The sequence below is a fragment of the Seohaeicola saemankumensis genome (assembly GCF_042678485.1).
Lineage (GTDB): Bacteria > Pseudomonadota > Alphaproteobacteria > Rhodobacterales > Rhodobacteraceae > Seohaeicola > Seohaeicola saemankumensis.
Genome location: NZ_JBHTKR010000005.1, coordinates 22,889 through 39,916, shown reverse-complemented (window position 1 = coordinate 39,916; position 17,028 = coordinate 22,889). Strand labels below are relative to the sequence as shown.

The 17,028-nt window shown below is 66.9% G+C and carries 13 protein-coding genes, 1 tRNA gene and 1 pseudogene; 4 read left to right on the top strand and 11 right to left on the bottom strand.

Features of this window, described 5'->3' with window-relative positions; genetic code table 11:
- Positions 1 to 2: 2 nt before the first annotated feature.
- Together phnL and phnN are read left to right on the top strand one after the other, a co-directional pair.
- Positions 3 to 686, top strand: a complete 684-nt coding sequence (phnL, locus tag ACFQ3C_RS12445; RefSeq protein WP_380793315.1) for a phosphonate C-P lyase system protein PhnL — start codon at positions 3 to 5, stop codon at positions 684 to 686.
- Entirely contained in the window at positions 686 to 1,255 is a 570-nt protein-coding gene (phnN, locus tag ACFQ3C_RS12440) for a phosphonate metabolism protein/1,5-bisphosphokinase (PRPP-forming) PhnN (protein ID WP_380792231.1), read from the top strand. The genes phnL and phnN overlap by 1 nt, the downstream gene beginning before the upstream one ends.
- Here phnN and ACFQ3C_RS12435 read toward each other — a convergent pair.
- The gene (locus ACFQ3C_RS12435; protein WP_380792228.1) at positions 1,204 to 1,926 is read right to left on the bottom strand and encodes a DUF1045 domain-containing protein; all 723 of its coding nucleotides are present in this window, start codon (positions 1,924 to 1,926) and stop codon (positions 1,204 to 1,206) included. The genes phnN and ACFQ3C_RS12435 overlap by 52 nt on opposite strands.
- 67 nt (positions 1,927 to 1,993) lie before the next feature.
- Here ACFQ3C_RS12435 and ACFQ3C_RS12430 point away from each other — a divergent pair.
- Positions 1,994 to 3,133: pseudogene (locus tag ACFQ3C_RS12430) on the top strand (alpha-D-ribose 1-methylphosphonate 5-triphosphate diphosphatase); the annotation flags it as partial.
- Between the two features lie 73 nt (positions 3,134 to 3,206).
- Here the strand turns inward: ACFQ3C_RS12430 and ACFQ3C_RS12425 are convergent.
- The 10 genes from ACFQ3C_RS12425 to ACFQ3C_RS12380 form a co-directional block, all read right to left on the bottom strand.
- A complete protein-coding gene (locus ACFQ3C_RS12425; RefSeq protein ID WP_380792226.1) occupies positions 3,207 to 7,019 on the bottom strand; it encodes a translocation/assembly module TamB domain-containing protein in 3,813 nt (1,270 codons plus the stop codon).
- 32 nt (positions 7,020 to 7,051) lie between these two features.
- A complete protein-coding gene (locus ACFQ3C_RS12420) occupies positions 7,052 to 8,857 on the bottom strand; it encodes an autotransporter assembly complex protein TamA (protein WP_380792222.1) in 1,806 nt (601 codons plus the stop codon).
- 226 nt (positions 8,858 to 9,083) lie between these two features.
- Positions 9,084 to 10,022 (bottom strand): TIGR01459 family HAD-type hydrolase, encoded by a 939-nt coding sequence (locus ACFQ3C_RS12415; protein ID WP_380792219.1) that lies wholly within the window; start codon positions 10,020 to 10,022, stop codon positions 9,084 to 9,086.
- A 15-nt stretch (positions 10,023 to 10,037) separates the two neighbouring features.
- On the bottom strand, positions 10,038 to 10,973 hold the full coding sequence (locus ACFQ3C_RS12410; protein ID WP_380792216.1) for an AEC family transporter: 936 nt from the start codon (positions 10,971 to 10,973) through the stop codon (positions 10,038 to 10,040).
- A gap of 87 nt (positions 10,974 to 11,060) precedes the next feature.
- Entirely contained in the window at positions 11,061 to 11,861 is an 801-nt protein-coding gene (locus tag ACFQ3C_RS12405; RefSeq protein WP_380792213.1) for an MBL fold metallo-hydrolase, read from the bottom strand.
- Complete coding sequence (locus ACFQ3C_RS12400; protein WP_380792210.1) at positions 11,858 to 12,679, bottom strand: TatD family hydrolase; 822 nt, start codon at positions 12,677 to 12,679, stop codon at positions 11,858 to 11,860. The genes ACFQ3C_RS12405 and ACFQ3C_RS12400 overlap by 4 nt, the downstream gene beginning before the upstream one ends.
- A 20-nt stretch (positions 12,680 to 12,699) precedes the next feature.
- Entirely contained in the window at positions 12,700 to 13,821 is a 1,122-nt protein-coding gene (locus tag ACFQ3C_RS12395) for a DNA polymerase III subunit delta' (protein ID WP_380792207.1), read from the bottom strand.
- Positions 13,818 to 14,459, bottom strand: coding sequence for a dTMP kinase (tmk, locus tag ACFQ3C_RS12390; RefSeq protein ID WP_380792204.1), 642 nt, complete (start codon positions 14,457 to 14,459; stop codon positions 13,818 to 13,820). Before tmk ends, ACFQ3C_RS12395 begins: the two co-directional genes overlap by 4 nt.
- A complete protein-coding gene (locus ACFQ3C_RS12385; RefSeq protein ID WP_380792199.1) occupies positions 14,456 to 15,670 on the bottom strand; it encodes a D-alanyl-D-alanine carboxypeptidase family protein in 1,215 nt (404 codons plus the stop codon). The genes tmk and ACFQ3C_RS12385 overlap by 4 nt, the downstream gene beginning before the upstream one ends.
- 23 nt (positions 15,671 to 15,693) lie before the next feature.
- The gene (locus ACFQ3C_RS12380) at positions 15,694 to 16,635 is read right to left on the bottom strand and encodes an SPOR domain-containing protein (RefSeq protein WP_380792196.1); all 942 of its coding nucleotides are present in this window, start codon (positions 16,633 to 16,635) and stop codon (positions 15,694 to 15,696) included.
- A 262-nt stretch (positions 16,636 to 16,897) separates the two neighbouring features.
- Between ACFQ3C_RS12380 and ACFQ3C_RS12375 the strand changes: the two genes are divergently transcribed.
- A tRNA-Ser gene (locus ACFQ3C_RS12375) sits at positions 16,898 to 16,987 on the top strand.
- Positions 16,988 to 17,028: the final 41 nt, after the last annotated feature.

Sequence of the window (17,028 nt, the reverse complement as noted above, 5' to 3'; positions counted from 1 at the left end):
CGATGATCGAGATTTCCGGGCTGTGCAAGAATTTCGTGCTGCACAATCAGGGTGGCGCTGTCATTCCGGTGATGCGGGATGCGTCCTTGTCGGTGGCGCCGGGCGAATGCGTCGGGCTGATCGGCGCCTCGGGCGCTGGCAAGTCCACGCTGATGCGGATGGTCTATGGCAACTACCTTGCGGATGCGGGCGCGATCAGGGTGGGTGATCTGGACGTGGCCCGCGCCGCCCCGCGCGAGGTGCTGGCCCTGCGCCGCGCGACGCTGGGCTATGTCAGCCAGTTCCTGCGCGTCGTGCCGCGTGTCCCCACGCTGGAGGTGGTGGCCGAGCCGTTGCTGGCGCTGGGCGTGCCTCAGGATGCGGCGCTGGACCGGGCGCGTGATCTGCTGGGGCGGTTGAATATTCCCGAAAGGCTGTGGGCCTTGTCGCCCACGACTTTCTCGGGCGGCGAACAGCAGCGCGTCAATATCGCGCGCGGTTTCGCCCATGGCTACCCGGCACTGCTGCTGGATGAACCGACCGCCAGCCTCGATGTCGCGAACCGCGAGGTGGTCCTGACATTGATCGAGCAGGCCAAGGGGCACGGTGCGGCGATCCTTGGCATTTTCCATGACGAGGCAGCCCGTGACCGGGTCTGTGACCGGGTAGTGGACGTGACCCGCTTCACGCCGGGGCTTGCCGCGTGATGGCGGGGCCGGTCACGCCGGGGCGGCTGATCGCTGTTGTGGGTCCATCGGGTGCGGGCAAGGACACGCTGCTGGCGGGGGCTTTGGCCCGGCGACCTGCCTTGATGCTGGCGCGCCGCGTGATCACGCGACCCGAAGAGGCGGGCGGCGAACCCTATGAAGGCGTGAGCCTTGTCGAGTTCGAGGCGCGCAAGGCGCGGGGCGCCTTTGCGCTGCACTGGGTCGCGCATGGGCTGTCCTATGGCATTCCTGCCGGGATTGTCGCGCAGATGCAGGCGGGGCGGACGGTTCTGTTCAACGGATCGCGGGCGGTGTTGCCCCGGGCGCAAGTCCTCTTTCCCGATCTGGCGGTGGTCGTGGTGACGGCGGATCGTGCCGCCTTGCGCGCCCGTCTGGCATCGCGGGGGCGCGAGAGCGGGGCCGATCTGGATCGCCGTCTGGCCCGTGCGGATGTCGCCATGCCGGATGGGATTGCCCATGAGGTGATCGACAACAGCGGGTCTGTGGCGGAGGGAGTTCAGGCGCTGGTTGCCGTGCTGGACCGGCTTGCTGCCGCGCCAAGGGGGTAGCGATGGACCAGATGGAACATCCCCGCCTCATCCTCGCCCATCAGGCAAAGGCTGGCGATCACGAAAGGGTCTTGCAAAAGCGGTGCCAGATGCGGGGTCAGCAGGGTTGCCACCGCCTCGGCCTCCTTGCGGGGCAGATGGCCGGTCAGTGTGATGTGAAAGCGGAATTCTTCCAGCACGAAAGGATAGCCCCATTGTGCAAGGTGCGCCTCCTGCGGCGGCGTCAGGCGCCCGCCCGCACGGCGACGCGCCAGCTCGGCCTCGGTCAGCGGCGCGCGGTGGCGGTCAAGCCGTGTCACCACCGCGGCGGCAAGGGCATTCAGCCGGTCGGCCCGGCCTTCCGGCACAAGCGCCAGGAAACCGCCCAGCCGGGCAAGGGTCAGGGCGTCCAGCGTCACCGGGTCCAGCGCGTCGCAAACTGCGGCCAGATCGGCCATCAGCCCCGCAAGGTTCGCACCATCGGCCAGCCGGAAGGGCGGCTTGATCGTGGCGTGCAGCCCGTATTTGCGGGGCGTGGCCGTGATCTCGGCCAGCGGGCGGGGCAGGCCATCCACCGCGGCGTAATCCACGGCGCAGCCGGACAGTGGATCCCAGCCCAGCCAATGCGCGCCGAAGCGCGCCAGCGCGCCTTCGGGCATCACATAGATCGCATATCTTTGAAATCGTGTCATGGATCGGGCTTGCACCAGTTTTGTCACACTACGGTGACACAGGTCCTGATACAGCACCCGGCAGGAGCATGAAATGACTGAAACCATCCTGAACAATGTCACGCTTGTCCTGCCGGACACGACGCTGCACGGTCATCTTGTGATCCGTGACGGGCTGATCGCCGAAACGGGCGCAGGCTTGGTGCAAGGCGGCGAGGATTGCGAGGGCGATCTGCTGATCCCCGGCCTGATCGAGCTGCATACCGACAATCTGGAACGCCATATCCAGCCGCGCCCCGGCGTGGACTGGCCCCATGCGGCGGCGATCATCGCGCATGATGCCGAACTGGCCAGCGTGGGCATCACCACGGTGTTCGACGCCATGCGCGTAGGCTCGATCCCCTCCGGGATCGGGCGCTACAAGCCTTATGCGCGCGGATTGTCGCGCGAATTGCTGGAATTGCGGGCGCAGGGCGCGCTCAGGATCAGCCATTTCCTGCACCTGCGCGCCGAGGTCTGTTCCGAGACCCTGATCGACGAGATGGCCCTGTTTGGCCCGGAAGACCGGGTGGGTATCGTGAGCCTGATGGATCACACGCCGGGCCAGCGGCAGTTTCGCGACATCGACAAGCTGCGCGCCTATGTGATGGGCAAGAACAACATCACCGAGGCGCAATTCGTCGAACATGTCGCCCGCCTGCGCGAGATGCGCGCCCGTTTCGGCCCGGCGCATGAGGCGGCGGCCGTGGCCGAGGCGCGCCGCTATGGTGCGGTTCTGGCCAGCCATGACGATACGACCGCCGATCATGTGGCCGTATCCGCGGGGCATGGAATCCGGCTGGCTGAATTTCCCACCACGCCCGAGGCGGCTGCCGCCTGCCGCGCGCATGGCATCGCGATCATGATGGGCGCGCCCAACCTGATCCGGGGCGGGTCGCATTCGGGCAATGTGGCGGCGGCAGATCTGGCCGGGATGGGGCTGCTTGATATCGTGTCATCCGATTATGTCCCTGCGTCGCTGCTGACATCGGCGCTGATGCTCGGTGAGATCTGGGGCGATCTGGCACGTGGCATCGCCACGGTCACGGCAGCCCCCGCGCAGGCAGCGGGGCTGACCGACCGCGGACGCATCGCGCCGGGGCTGCGCGCCGACCTGGTGCGACTGCGCCCTGTGGCCGGCAGCGCCGTGGTGCGCGGGGTCTGGTCGGCGGGGCGGCGCGCGGCCTGACGGTTGCCCGCGCGCCCTGTTTCTTCTTGCTTCAAATATCCATACCGCAACCGCGCTGTCCGGATGATCCCGGTCAGTAGTCGCGCTCGATATAGACGCCGATCCCGGTGCCCCCATCCGATCCAAGCCGCCCCCGGACCGTGATCGAGCGGGTCACATTCAGGTTCAGGTTGATCTCGGTCTCACCGGCCGTGTTCACGGTGACATCGGTATAGATATTCTCCGAGATGTACTTGCCCACGCGCGCTTCGGTCTGGCCGTCTTCGGTTGTGCTCAGATCCAGATCATCGACGCCGATCGAGTTGCGCAATCCCTCGCTCAACCCGTTGCTCTTGCCGGACAGGGTGCGGATCGCGCCGGCCAGTTGCACCGCCTGCAGGGCCGAGATGTCGGTGATCCCGCGCCCGAACAGAAGCAGCGCCAGCACCTCGTCCTGCGGCAGTTCCGGGCTGGACGTGAGCGTCAGTTCGGGTTGCGATGCGACGCCTTCCAGGCCGATGCGGATCGCGCTGCCCTGCGCCTCGGTTTCGGCGATGAACCGCAGGTAGGGATCGAAGGCGCCTTGCAGCCGCACCAGCCCTTCGGTCAGGTCCAGGCGCTTGCCCAGGATGTTCAGCCGGCCGCGCACCAGTTCGAACTGGCCCTGCGGTACAAGCGCCGCGGTCGTCCCCGTCAGCCGCAGCCGTCCGCCCAACTCGGCGTCCAGCCCGCGGCCGCGCACGAAAATCCGCGACGGCGCGTCGATGATCAGGTCGATCGGAAAGGCGACGGACGGGCCGCTTGTCGCGGTCGGGTCTGCGATCAACCCGGCCCAGATACGGGTCTGACGCACAGCGGCATTTTCGCCGCGATGGTCCAGCTCCGGCAGGTTGGCAAAGGTCGGGCCCCGGGATTCAGGGATGCGCAGTTCGACCATATCCAGCGCGATGCGCCCGCCGATCTGTGCCCCGCCGGTCAGTGGCCCGCGCAAGGTGACCTGCCCATCCGCTGTGGCCTCGTAGAGGTTGCGCTGGCTGAAGACCGCGCGGGACAGATCAATGGTCAGATCGGCCGGAAAGGGCGCGCTCAGCGTGATCGGCCCGGACAAGGCGATCCGCCCCCCCGATGTCAGCGCAGCGCCCGCATCGACCTGCGCCCGCCCGCCGGACAGGCGCAGGGTGGCCTGCAGGTCGGACAGGGCAAGGCCCGCGCCGGGCAGCACGATGCGGGCGCCCTGCGTGGATAACACACCCGAGACCGAAGACAGCGCAGGTGGCCCGTTGACCGCCAGGTCATAGGACAGCAGGCCGGACACCGAATTGGGCCGCAGCCGGTTGTTGGCCAGTGACAGGGGTGCGTCGCCCCGCAGCGTGAGGTTGATCTGCTGCCCGTCAGGGGCCAGGCTGCCCGCCACCTCGGCCGTGATCCCGCCCGGCCCGGTCGCCGTGGTTTCGATCTGCCAGTCGCCGCCAGAGTTCTGCACGGTGCCGCGCGCTGCCGCCTGGCCCGATACTTCCGGTGCGATCAGCCCGATGTCACGAATGAAGGCGTCAAAGCGCAGGCGGCTGTCATCGGCCGAGATGCGGCCGGTCACATCTGTCATGCCCTGGGGCGTACGCAGCTCGACCTTGTCGAGGATGGTCATGCCTTCGGGCGTCTGGCGGATCTCGAAGGCCAGGCTGCTGTCGCCGCGCAGGATCGCATCCGCATTGGCCTGGCCAAGGGCAAGGTTGGTGCCGTTCACCTGGCCGCTGGCCGTGCCGCTGCGCCCCAGCACGTCCCCTGCGGCATCAAGGCTGATCTGCATGGCGCCCGACAGGGGCCGTCCGGCCAGGCTGGACCAGGGGCGAAGATCGCCGAATGCCGCGCTGAGTTGCCCTTCGGCCAGCAGGCTGTCGATCCCGTCGCCGCTGACGGACCCGGTCAGCCGCGCGGTGGTCTGCCCCGGGGCCGCGGCATCCAGCGTGATCTGCCAGGTTTCGGCCTGCTGGCGCGCATCCAGCGTCAGGCTGGCCGGGCCGCTGACCCCTTCAAGAATCAGTCCGGCATCCAGTAGCCGCGCTGAAAGGTCTACCGTGCTTGTGCTGGATGACAGCATGGCCCGTCCGCGCAGGTCGGTTCCGGTTGTAGTCATCTCGAACAGGTCGACACGGGTGCCCGCGGTGTCGCGGCTGGCCTGCAAGGCGATCCGGCTTGCGCCGGTGATCAAGGGGTCGATACGCGGCTGGCCGATGGCAAGATCCTGTGCCTGGCCTGACAGGTCGATGCGAAAGCCCCCGGTCAGGGGCAGGATCTGTCCGCGCGCCGTCAGGTCCGCGGCGCCGTTCAGCGGTTGCCCCGCAAGCCCCGCAAAGCGTGACAGATCCGCCGTGACCAGTCGCAGATCGAAAGCGGCGCTCAGGTCCCCCATGGCGTCGGTTGATCCGGCGTCGATTTCGGCGCTGCCGCCCAGGCTGGTATCGGCCAGGGTCAGGGACAGGCGCGGGATCAGGAATGGCCCGTCGCTGGACCAGTCGAAGGCCAGCGCCCCGGCGACATCGCCCCCAAGGGCGTTGGCCATCGCGGGATCGGTCATGTCCAGCGCTTCGGTGTCGAAGCGGAACTGCCCGGTCACGCGGCCGATGGCCTCTGCGCTATCACCGCGCCGGATCAGCCCTTCGCCGGTCAGAACCGCGCGCGCGGCGGTCAGGTCGGGGCGGTCCAGCCCGTCGATATCCATCCGCAGGGTCCAGGCATCGCCGGTCGCGGCGTCGAATGTCAGGTTCAGATCGGCCCGATCAACCCGTGTCTGCGGACCCGAGAGGGGCAGCAGCACCGCGCCGCCTTCCTGGGACGCGATCTGCCCGCTCAAGGCAAGGCGTTCGGGCCAGCCATCGGCGGACAGTGCCGCATCCCCGGACAGGCGGATCGCCGCTGCGGTCAGGTCCAGCCCGTCCAGCAGCATGCGGCCATCCGGTGTGCTGGTGGCCGTCACGACTAGCTGGATGTCGGGGCCGAAAAAGGCGCGATAATCAGGTGCGAAGACGGGGGCAATATCCCCTCCGATACGGGCGACGACGCGGCGGGTGATCAGCTCGGCCGCGGGGGCGTCTTCTGCGGGTGCCGGTGCGCCCTGCAGGACAGGGGCCGGTTCGCGCAAGGTTTGCAGGATGACCTGCCCGGACAGGCGGTCCTGCCCGTCGGTCGCCAGGCTAAGATCCGCTGCGAAATCGTCGATCGGCGCGTCCCCTGCCACGGTCAGCCGCACGGACGGGCTGCCGGGCAGGTCCAGCAGCGTGGCGGCGATACCGCCCGCGTCTTCCTCGACGGCCAGATCCAGCGTCAGTTGGCGGCTTTCATTGGCATAGGCGCCGGACAGCTGCACCTGCCCCTGCGGGCCGTCAATCCGGGTGATCGAAAGGTCGGCCTGGCCCTCTCCGTCGCCCAGCGTGGCAGAGCCATCTATGCTGATCCCGACCGGCTGGCCGATGAAATCCGCGCCAATGTCGACACGGGCGGCGGAAATCTGGCCAATCTGCACCGAGACGGGCAGTTCCGGCAGGCTGAAGCCTGATGATGCTTCGGCCGCGGGCAGGCTGGGGTCCGCGACCGGTGGGCGGATCAGGTCGATCCGGGCCACGGTCAGTTCGTTCACGTCGATCCGTCCGCGCAGCAGGGCGGCGCGGTTCCAGTCCAGGACGATGTCGGACAGGCGCAGCCAAACCCCCTCGCCATCTGCGATGGTCAATTCGGCGATCGCGGCGCGCGCGCTCAGCGCACCCTCGAAGCCGGTGATCCGCACCTCGCGGCCAACGCCGGACAGATTGTCCTCAAGCAGACCCTGAAGATAGCCGCGATCCTCTGACTCGGTTTGCGCCACGGCAGGAAGGGCCAGGCCGTATGCCAGCCAGAGCGGCAGAAGGATCACGAGCCGTAGAAGGAAATGTCGAACCATGTGCATCAGAATGCCTGTCCAATCCCGATATAGATCTGCACCCCGTTGCCGGTATCACCGCCCAGGGGACCGGCCACATCCAGCCGCAGCGGCCCGACCGTGGTGTCATAGCGCAGGCCCAGACCCGCGCCCGAATGCCAGGCGCCGGTCCCGTCATAGATGCTTTCCGCGCCGATATAGCCGGCATCGGCAAACCCCACGATGCTGATCGTATTGGTCACTTTGGCGCGTACCTCGCCCGAAAAGCCAAGAAAGCTGCGCCCGCCGATGCCGTTTCCACCGCCCAGATCGACGAAAAGCGACTGGTAGGGTTGGCCGCGGACCGTGCCGCCACCGCCCGAATAGAACAGGAACTCCGGTGGCGTATCCAGAAGGTCGGGACCGATCAATGCGCCGAACTGGGCGCGGCCCGCCAGAACGATCCGGTCGCTGTCACCCAGAGCGCGATAGGCGCGCGCGTCCAGCCGCACCTTGCCGCCCGGGTCCTGGCTGTCGAAATCGATGAATGGGTTGGCTTGCGCCTTGAAATAGAACCCTTTTGTCGGGTCCAGCAGGTCATCGCGCCGATCCCATGTCAAAGAGCCGGGCAGGGTCACGAAGTTGTATTCCCGCACCGGAGAGCTGGCCCCTGCGATTTGCTGCAGAACGCGCGAGGTGACACGGGCCCGTTCCAGCGTCAGGCCCAGTTCGGCCTGAAGCGTGTCCGAAAACGTGCGCGTGACGCCCAGGCCCATGTAGACCCGTTCGGTGAGAAAGAACTCCTCGTCCTCACGTTCGGCCCCGAGGATCGCGAAAAACCCGGTATCTGGCCCATAGACGGCGGGACGGTCGAACCGGGCGCTCAGACCATAGTCCAGCCCGCCGGTATTGGCGCCGATGCCTTCGATATTGCCCTCGACCCGCAGCCTGTCAGCGCGGCCCAGGATGTTGCGATGCATCCAGAATCCGCTCAGGCCAAGCCCGGTATCGCTGGCGATTTCGGCCCCAAGCCCAAAGCGGCGCGGGCGTTCGTCGACCACCGCCACGCCGATATCGAGCGTATTGTTCGGGCCCAGCAGCTCTGCCTCGGTCAGAGCGACGGATCGGAATGCGCCGGTGCGGCGCAGCCGTTGTGCGGCTTTCGCAACATCTTCGGGATCATAGCGCTGGCCTTCGGGCAGGCCCGCGATGCGCCTGATCGCCGAGGTGCGGACGCGGCTGCCGTCCTGCACGACAAGATTGCCAAAGGTGACGGCGGGACCGGGCGAAAGGGTGATGGACGCATCAAGCCTTGCCTCGCGATGCAGGGCGGTCAGTTGCTGGTTGGCGATGTCGGCCTTGGCATGGCCTGCCGAGCGCCAGTCAGCCAGGCCGGTTCTGGCAGACTCGGTAATGACGGTGGCGCGCGCGATCTCACCGGTGCGGAATTCCGTGAGGGGGCGACGCCCGGGGGCAAGCGGTTCGATTTCGGCGCGGCCGAAGGTGAAACGCGGGCCGGGATCAATGCGGATCTCGGCCACCGATACGCGCGTCGGCGGATCAAGCGGGGGAATGGTTGCGGCCTCGCGCCCGTCGATGCGGATATTGACGGTGCCGCCGTAATATCCGCTGGCATAAAGAAGGTCGACCATCCGCCGGTAATCGGCCTGGGCTGCGGCCAGGATATCCTGCGGATCGGTGACGCTGTCGCGGCGGGCCGCCACCAGAAGCGAGCCCTCTACCAGACGGTCGCGCAGCCGGTCGGACCCGCCCGCCTCAAGGATCACATCGGCCCGGTCCAGCGCTGCGGCCGGCGTCGCCACGGCCAGCGCCAGCGCCAGAAAGGCAGCCATGCGCCTTGGCCTGCGGACCGCAGCGGATCGGGCTGTTCGGGCAGGGGCAGATACGGTCTGGAACACCTGTGGTCCTTTCCTCGGCAGTCTTTTGTCGTGCGGTGGCAGATACCGCAGGCCTTCCCGAATGAAACTAGCCGGGTTGATGACAAACCTCCACCCGATTTGCCTCACGTCTTTATCAGGTGCGGGGATTGCTGCGTCATCCGTCCTGGTTTCGCGGGGCTCAGGTCGTGGGCAGGATCAGGTCCGGCACGATTTCCGCCGCTGCGATGGCGCGCGCCGCATCCAGCCCCGCCAGCGCGCCGTGGCCGGTGATCAGCGCCGTCTTCAGGCCCGCCGCGGCACCCCCCAGGATATCGGTATGCAGGGTATCGCCAACCATGAGGATCCGCGCGGCATCGGTCACGTCGGGGCGTGCGGCCCTGACGCGGGCCAGCGCCATGTCAAAGATCGCGGGGTAGGGCTTGCCGAAGAAGCGTGGCGCGACACCGGCCAGATCGGCCAGCCTGTGCGCGAAATGGCCCGGTTCCAGCGACAGCCCGCCTTCGCGCGGGGCGACGATGTCGGGATTGCCGACCAGCACCGGTCGCGGGTTGCGCGCCAGGCTTTTGGCAAGCAGGGACTGGCGCGCCTCGGTCCAGCTGCCCGATCCCAGCAGGGCGAACCCCTGGGCTGCATCATAGTCCGCGGGATCGTCGCCCAGGATCCGGGCATCAAGCCGCTCCAGTTCTTCAAGACCATAGCGCGCCTCGGCCATCAGGCCCCAGCGGCGGGATGGCGCGTGATGCAGCGCGTCCAGCAGAACCTCACGGCTGGACAGAACCTCTTGTGGGGCAAAAGCGCAGCCCAGGCGGGCCAACCGCGCCATCAGGAACCGCTTGGGATAGCCGGCGGCATTCGACACCACCATGACATGACAGCCCGCCGCCTGCAGCGCGGCCACATGGGCGATTGCGCCGGGGATCGCGCGTTCACCGATGTTGAGAACGCCGAAAGCGTCCAGCAGGAACACATCGAAATGCCCAATCAGCGCGGTCAGATCGGGGGCATGCCCCGACTGTGCCGAAAACCGCGCGATCGGCAGGCTGGCGCGCACCTGCTGATAGGCATCGAAGGCCCATTGCGCGCTGGCCTTTGCTGTCGCGGGGGGAAGGGGCGTCATGCGCGGCGGTTCCGATCAGGGCAGCAGGGTCAGCCAGAGCCAGGCCGACAGGAAGGACAGGGCCGTGCCCAGCAGCACGGTCGAGGCGGCGACCCGGCGCGCCCGGCCGTACATATTGGCGAAGATATAGGCGTTGACCCCCGGCGCCATCGATGCGGTCAGCACGGCCGAGCGAAAGCTGGCCTGCGACAGGTCGGTGGCGCGGCCCATCATCCAGACGGTCGCAGGATGCAGCAGCAAGGAGACCGCCACGGCATAGGCGATGACCTTCATGTCGCCTTCGGGGCGGTAGCGCACCAATATGCCGCCCAGACCGAAGAGCGCGGCAGGCAGGGCTGCGCGCACCATCAGATCGACCGTCTCGGTGACCGGGGCGTGCAGCGGAATGCCACCCAGGTTGACCACGAAGCCCAAAAGTATCCCGAGGATCAGCGCATTGCGGAACATCGCACGCCCGACGGTCATGGTGATTTCCGCCGGCGACTTGCCCTGGCCGCGGGCGCGGACAATCTCCATCGCGGTGATCCCCAGGCCGTAGCAGAAGGGGGAATGGATCGCGATGATCGCATAATTCGCCTCGAGGGCGTCCGGCCCGTAGGCGCGTTCGGTGATCGGCAGGCCCAGCATCAGCGAGTTTGAGAAGAGGCAGCAAAAGCCGATGGCCACGCTGTCTTCCCAGTCGCGCCCGAAGATGTAGCGCGCGCCCAGAAGCCCCGCGACAAAGCCGAGCGCAGCCCCGGTGTAGAAAGACAGCAGAAGGCGCGGGTCGAAGGTTTGGCCAAGGTCAAGTTTCGCGATGGCGCTGAACAGCAGGCAGGGGATGGCGAAATTCTGTGTGAAGTTCATCAGCCCGTCCACCGAGCTGTCCTTGAAATACCCAAGCCTGACAGCGAGATACCCCATGCCGATGACGCCAAAGACCGGCAGGATCACATCCAGGAGGGCTTGCATCAGATCGGCCCTTGCACGGGTTGCGGGGGCGGGAGCGCTCCGCGCGGGGGATATTTGGGGCAAGAAGAAACAGGGGCCGCGCGTCTGTCAGAGGGCATAGCGGATGATCATGCCGTCATGGGCCGGGGTGACATGGGCCGGTGTTTCGTCCAGCACTGTCTGGTAATCAAGGTCGATATGCATGTTGGTCAGCACCGCCCGGCGCGGCGCCATCTGCGCGATCCAGTCCAGTGTCATGTCCAGATGCGCATGGGTGGGGTGCGGGCTGCGGCGCAGCGCATCGACGATCCAGCAATCAAGCCCCTGCAGATGCGGCAACGCCTCGTCATAGAGGCGCACGGCATCGGGCAGATAGGCCAGATCGAGGATGCGGAAGCCCAGTGCGTCGATCGACCCGTGATTGGCGCGGAATGGCGTCAGGGTGATGTCGCCGCCCTTGCCGGAGATCGTGAACGGCCCGGTGATCGTATGCATGTCCAGGATGGGCGGATAGGGGCTGTCCTCGGGTTGCACGAAGGCATAACCGAAACGGGAATAGAGATCGTTCTGCGTGTCGCCATCGGCCCAGACGGGCAGGCGGCGGCGCATGTTGAAGACGATCATGCGCAGATCGTCCAGACCATGGACGTGATCGGCATGGCTGTGGGTATAGACCACGGCGTCAAGTTCGCCCACGCCCGTATCCAGCAGTTGCGCGCGCAGGTCGGGCGAGGTGTCGATCAGGACGCGAGTGATGCCTTCGTCCCCTTCGCGTTCGATCAGCAGCGAGCAGCGGCGGCGGTTGTTTCTGGGGTTTGCGGGATCGCAATCGCCCCAATGGCCGCCAAGCCGCGGCACGCCGCCGGAGGAGCCGCAGCCGAGGATGGTAAAGCGCATCTCGCCGGTCATGCCGCAGCCCTGCGATAATCGGCGGCCTTGGTGAAGAGGCGGTCGAAATTGGCTTGGGTCGCGGCGGCGAAATCGGGCAGGGACAGGCCGAAGATCTCGGCGCCCACCTCGGCGGTGTGGATTGCATAGGCGGGTTCGTTGCGCTTGCCGCGGAACGGTTTGGGCGCAAGATAGGGTGCGTCGGTTTCCACCAGGATACGGTCCAGCGGGGCCGCGGCGAAGATGGCGCGCAGGTCCTGGCTTTTGGGGAAGGTGGCGATGCCGGACATCGACAGGTAAAAGCCCAGATCCAGGGCGGCGCGGGCCAGATCCGGCCCAGAGGAGAAGCAATGCATCACGCAGGAATAGGCGCCCTTGCCGTATTCCTCGGTCAGGATGCGGGCCATGTCATCGTCGGCGGCGCGGGCGTGGATGATCAGCGGCAGGCCCGTCTGGCGTGCGGCGGCGATATGGGTGCGCAGGCTGTCCTGCTGTGCCGCGGCACTCTCGGCGGTATAGTGATAGTCCAGCCCGCTTTCGCCGATGCCGACGCATTTGGGGTGGGCTGCGACGGTGAGCAGTTCATCAAGGCTGATCTGCGGGCTGTCAGCCACCGACATGGGGTGGATGCCGAAGGCGTAGAACACGCTGTCATGCGCCTCGGCGATGGCGCGGACGGCAGGTTCGTTCCGGGCCTTGGTGCAGATCGTCACCATGCGCGTCACGCCCGCCGCATGGGCGCGCGCGATCACGGCATCCAGTTCCCCGTTGAAATCGGGAAAGTCGAGATGGCAATGGCTGTCGGTGATCCGGGCCTTGGAGTGAAGCTGGTCGGTCATTGTCTACCTTGCGGGACTGATCAGCCGCCCGCGGTTTTCTGAATCCTGAAGACCGTATCTAGGACTAGGGAGGCGGGGTCAAGATTGACTGCCCGCCCATGCATGGTGCGGGCGCTGATCTGATGGGCCGCATCGGCCCAGGCGCGGGCGCGGGCGGGACTAAAGGACAACCGCGCGAGCAGGGCGGCCTCGCCTGGGGTGGCCTCGATGGCGGGGGGACGACCCGTGGCGCCGGTACGGGCGAGGCGGGCCAGGAACAGATCCGTCAGCGCCAGCAGCAGGTCCAGCCGGTCGGTGGCGCCGCGCGTGGCCGCGGCCTCGGCCAGGCGCAGGGCGCGGGGGCGGTCGAGATCGGGCAGACGCCCGAACAGCCCGACCAGTTCGGCATAGATCGCAAGGCCGTCCTGCGCGATCAGGCGGATCGCTTCGCCGACCGATCCGGCCGAAAGCGCGGTCAGGGCGGCCGGATCCGCAGGCATGTCGATGCCGGCCTGATCCAGCGCGCGCGCCATTGCGTCGGGGTCAAGCGGGCCCAGGCGCAATTCGCGGCACCGCGAGCGGATCGTCGGCAAAAGCCCGGTCGGCTGGTGCGAGACCATCAGAAAGATGCAGCGTGCGGGCGGTTCCTCGAGCATCTTGAGCAGGGCATTCGCAGCCTGCGGGTTCAGCTCGTCGGCGCTGTCCACGATGATGACGCGCCGCCCGCCGTCGGTGGCGCTGAGTTGCAGGAAATTCGCCAGCTTGCGCACCATGTCCACGCGGATGTCATTCGACAGCCGGTCACCCTTGTCCGTGGGCCCGCGGCGCAGCAGAAAAAGCCCCGGTTCCGACAGGGCGCGCAGGCGGTGGCCGACCGGATGGTCGGGGGAGATGTCCAGGCTTTCGGGGGGTGGGGGCGCGCCGAACAGGCCATCCGTCTGGGGCGCGGGCGTTGCCAGAAGAAAGCGTGCGATGCGCCAGGCCAGGGTCGCCTTTCCGACGCCGCGCGGGCCGGTCAGCAGCCATGCGTGATGCAGCCGGTCCGACGCGAAAGCCTGCAGGAAACCGGCCTCGGCCGTGGCCTGGCCAAAAAGTGCGGCCGTGTCGCGCGGGTGTGGGGCGCCGTCCAGGCGATCGGGTTCGGGCAGGGCGTCGTCGGTCATGCGGCATCCGTCCCGGCCAGATGGGCCATCACGATGGCGGCCACATCGGCGGCGACCCTGTCTTGCGCGCGGGCGCCATCGACCACGCGGATCCGGGCCGGAGCGCTGTGCGCCAGATCAAGGAACCCGGCGCGCATGCGTTCCTGCATCGACTGGCCGAAGGATTCGAACCGTTCCTCGCCGCCCTGCCGCGCAAGGGCCCGCGCCAGACCGATCGCGGGGTCCATGTCGATCAGCAATGTCAGATCCGGCTCCTGCGCGATCATCAGATCGTGCAGGGCGTCAACCATCCGGCGCAGACCCGCGCCGCGCAGACCCTGGTACATGCGGGTCGAATCGGCAAAGCGGTCACAGATCACCAGTTTCCCCGCCGCCAGCGCCGGGCGGATCGTGCGTTCCAGATGGTCGCGCCGGGCTGCGGTGAACAGCAGGATCTCGGTTTCGGCCGACCAGCGGTCTGGCGGGCCTTCCAGAACCAGTTTGCGGATCTCCTCGGCGCCCGGTGATCCGCCGGGTTCGCGGGTCAGCACGACCGCATGGCCCCGGGCCTCAAGATGTGCCGCCAGCAGGCGTGCCTGGGTCGATTTGCCCGACCCGTCGATGCCTTCGAAGCTGATGAACCCGCCGCGCGGGGTCAAGACTCGCCCCCGGTGGTCGCGGGCTGCGGTTGGATGAAGCGGTCGATCAGCACCTTTGACGTGGTCAGGACGCGGGTGGTGAACCCGCCCAGCGGCACATCGCGATCGGCCAGAAGGGGGATGTGCAGGGGCTCAAGCCCTTCGCGCTTGAGGATCATCTCGCCCAGAACATCGCCTTTTGCCACGGGCGCATTGATCGGGCCCTTGTGCACGACCTCGGCATCCACCTGGTCGCTTGTCAGGATCGGCAGCAGGACCTTCACATCCGTCTCCGGCACAAGACCCACCTTGGGTTGGTTGCCGCGCCAGACCTCTGCCTCGGTGATCACCTGTCCGGCCTGGGCGACGGTGCGTTCGGCAAATTGGCGAAAGGCCCAGTTGACGATGGCCGCCGATTCCTCGGCGCGGACCCTGTCTGTTTCCATGCCGCTGATGACGAAGATCACGCGGCGCCCCCCCTGGGCGGCCGAGCCGACAAGGCCGAAACCTGCCTCCTGGGTGTGCCCGGTCTTGAGGCCATCTGCCCCGATATCCAGTTGGAACAGGGGGTTGCGGTTGAAACGGTTGGCCGGTGCGCGGCCTTTGTAGTCATATTCACGCTCGTTGAAGAACGCGTAGTAATCGGGAAAATCCTCGATCAGGCGCTGGGCCAGAATGCCGAGGTCATGCATGGACATGCGATGCTGGGGATTGGGCCAGCCCGACGCGTTGGCCAGCGTGGTGTCATTCATCCCCATGTCGCGCGCACGCTGGGTCATGAGGGCGGCAAACCCGTCTTCGGTGCCGGTGGGCGACAGACCTTCGGCGACCACGACGCAGGCGTCATTTCCTGAATTCACGATGATGCCCAGGATCAGTTCGCGCACGCTGGGGCGATCCAGTTCGTTCAGGAACATGGTCGAGCCGCCCATGGCACGGGCCCGCGCCGAGACGGGAAAGGTGGTGTCCATCGTCACCGCCCCACGCTTGAGCGCGTCGAACAGCATGTAGAGCGTCATCAGCTTGGACATGGACGCAGGCGGCAGCGGCACTTCGGCGTTCTTTGACAAAAGCACGGTGCCGGTGGTCTGATCCAGCACCCAGGCCGAGGTGGCGCGGGTGTCAAAAGCCTGGGCCGCCGGCGCCATGAGGATCGCGCAGGTCAGCGTTGCCGACAGGATATGGCGCAGACGGCTGGATCGGCGCGGGGGGGTGTCCGTTCGTGTCGTCATGGATCTAACCTTCCTTCGCGGCCTCAGTTCCGGACGGCATAGGCGTCGGTGAAGCCTTCTTCCTTGATCTTGGCCAGAAGCGTGCTGCGCTCTGCGGCTGTACCGGCTGGGCCGACCAGCACCCGCCAGAACGTCTTGCCCTGGCTGGTTTGCTGCCTGACCTCGGGAACCATCCCGGCATTGCGCATGGCGGTCGCGGCGCGGTTGGCATTGGCCTCGATGCTGAAAATCCCGATCTGCAGATAGGGCTTGTCCAGCCCCGACGCGCGCGGCGCAGGGGCGGCCGCCGCTGTTTGAACCGCTGTTCCCGGCGCGGTGGCTGGCCGTGTGGGCGGCGGTGTCGGGCTTGCCGTGGCGGCGGCCGGGCGTACAGGTGCGGCCTCGATCGCGGCGGCGGCGGATGCGATCGGATCCAGCCGCGATTCCGTGATCGCGCCGGGTGCCGGCAGCGCCTCGGACATGGCCTGCGCCTCGTCCGTCTCCTCGGATGCGGCGGTCGGCACTTCCTCGCGGCGCAGGGCGGTCACGTTCAACTGGACGGGCTGACCCGCCAGCATTGCCAGCGTCGCCGCCGCATCGGACGAGACCTGAACCCGCGGACCAGGTGTATTGACCTCGCGCCGGAACAGGGCCCCGATCACGAAATTTCCGTTGCTCGTGTTGCGGATGATGACACGCTCCGGTTCGGTGACGTCCGGATGGGCAACCCAGACACCGCCCAGCGAGGGGCGGCCATCCCACAGGCCGGCTTCGGTCACCTGAAAGATATCGGGCGCTTCGACATCGCGCTCTACCAGGCGCACGGAGCGGTTCGCCGAGGTCTCGCCGCCGGACGCGCCATTGTTTTGCAGCAGGCTGAATTGCCCGCTTTCATCGCATCCGGTCAGTGCAAGCATCCCAAGCGCCACAAGCACGGCGGTCCCCGCCTTGCGCCGGAATGGTGTGTTGATACGATCTGCTGTCATGACTTGCCCCTAACCCTCTGCCTCTGAACATGTTTGCCGGTTTTCCGGTCATTGCTGCAACCAGTTTGCCCAAGGCTTGGCAACCTCCTCCGACCGGATCGGCCAGAGGCTGTTCCCTCCACGGGCAGACGTCTTGCGCGCACAGTAGCGGCAAGCCGGCTTCAAGAAAAGCGGCTCTCGGGGCCGGGATCGAAAATGAGCAAGAAACCTCTGCCGCTTGATGCTTTCAGAATCACATAATGATGGTTAGACGATCCCGGCCGGAGGAGTGGCAGAGTGGTCGATTGCACCGGTCTTGAAAACCGGCGTGCGTGAAAGCGTACCGTGGGTTCGAATCCCACCTCCTCCGCCACCCACCCCTGTCTCTGCCCCCAGTTTACGCAATTCGCGAAT

Excerpts from the sequence above, each read along its gene's own strand:
- phnL (WP_380793315.1), top strand. The coding sequence starts at position 3 with ATGATCGAGATTTCCGGGCTGTGCAAGAATTTCGTGCTGCACAATCAG.
- phnN (WP_380792231.1), top strand. The coding sequence starts at position 686 with ATGGCGGGGCCGGTCACGCCGGGGCGGCTGATCGCTGTTGTGGGTCCA.
- ACFQ3C_RS12435 (WP_380792228.1), bottom strand. The coding sequence starts at position 1,926 with ATGACACGATTTCAAAGATATGCGATCTATGTGATGCCCGAAGGCGCG.
- ACFQ3C_RS12420 (WP_380792222.1), bottom strand. The coding sequence starts at position 8,857 with ATGGCTGCCTTTCTGGCGCTGGCGCTGGCCGTGGCGACGCCGGCCGCA.
- ACFQ3C_RS12415 (WP_380792219.1), bottom strand. The coding sequence starts at position 10,022 with ATGACGCCCCTTCCCCCCGCGACAGCAAAGGCCAGCGCGCAATGGGCC.
- ACFQ3C_RS12410 (WP_380792216.1), bottom strand. The coding sequence starts at position 10,973 with ATGCAAGCCCTCCTGGATGTGATCCTGCCGGTCTTTGGCGTCATCGGC.
- ACFQ3C_RS12405 (WP_380792213.1), bottom strand. The coding sequence starts at position 11,861 with ATGACCGGCGAGATGCGCTTTACCATCCTCGGCTGCGGCTCCTCCGGC.
- ACFQ3C_RS12400 (WP_380792210.1), bottom strand. The coding sequence starts at position 12,679 with ATGACCGACCAGCTTCACTCCAAGGCCCGGATCACCGACAGCCATTGC.
- ACFQ3C_RS12395 (WP_380792207.1), bottom strand. The coding sequence starts at position 13,821 with ATGACCGACGACGCCCTGCCCGAACCCGATCGCCTGGACGGCGCCCCA.
- ACFQ3C_RS12385 (WP_380792199.1), bottom strand. The coding sequence starts at position 15,670 with ATGACGACACGAACGGACACCCCCCCGCGCCGATCCAGCCGTCTGCGC.
- ACFQ3C_RS12380 (WP_380792196.1), bottom strand. The coding sequence starts at position 16,635 with ATGACAGCAGATCGTATCAACACACCATTCCGGCGCAAGGCGGGGACC.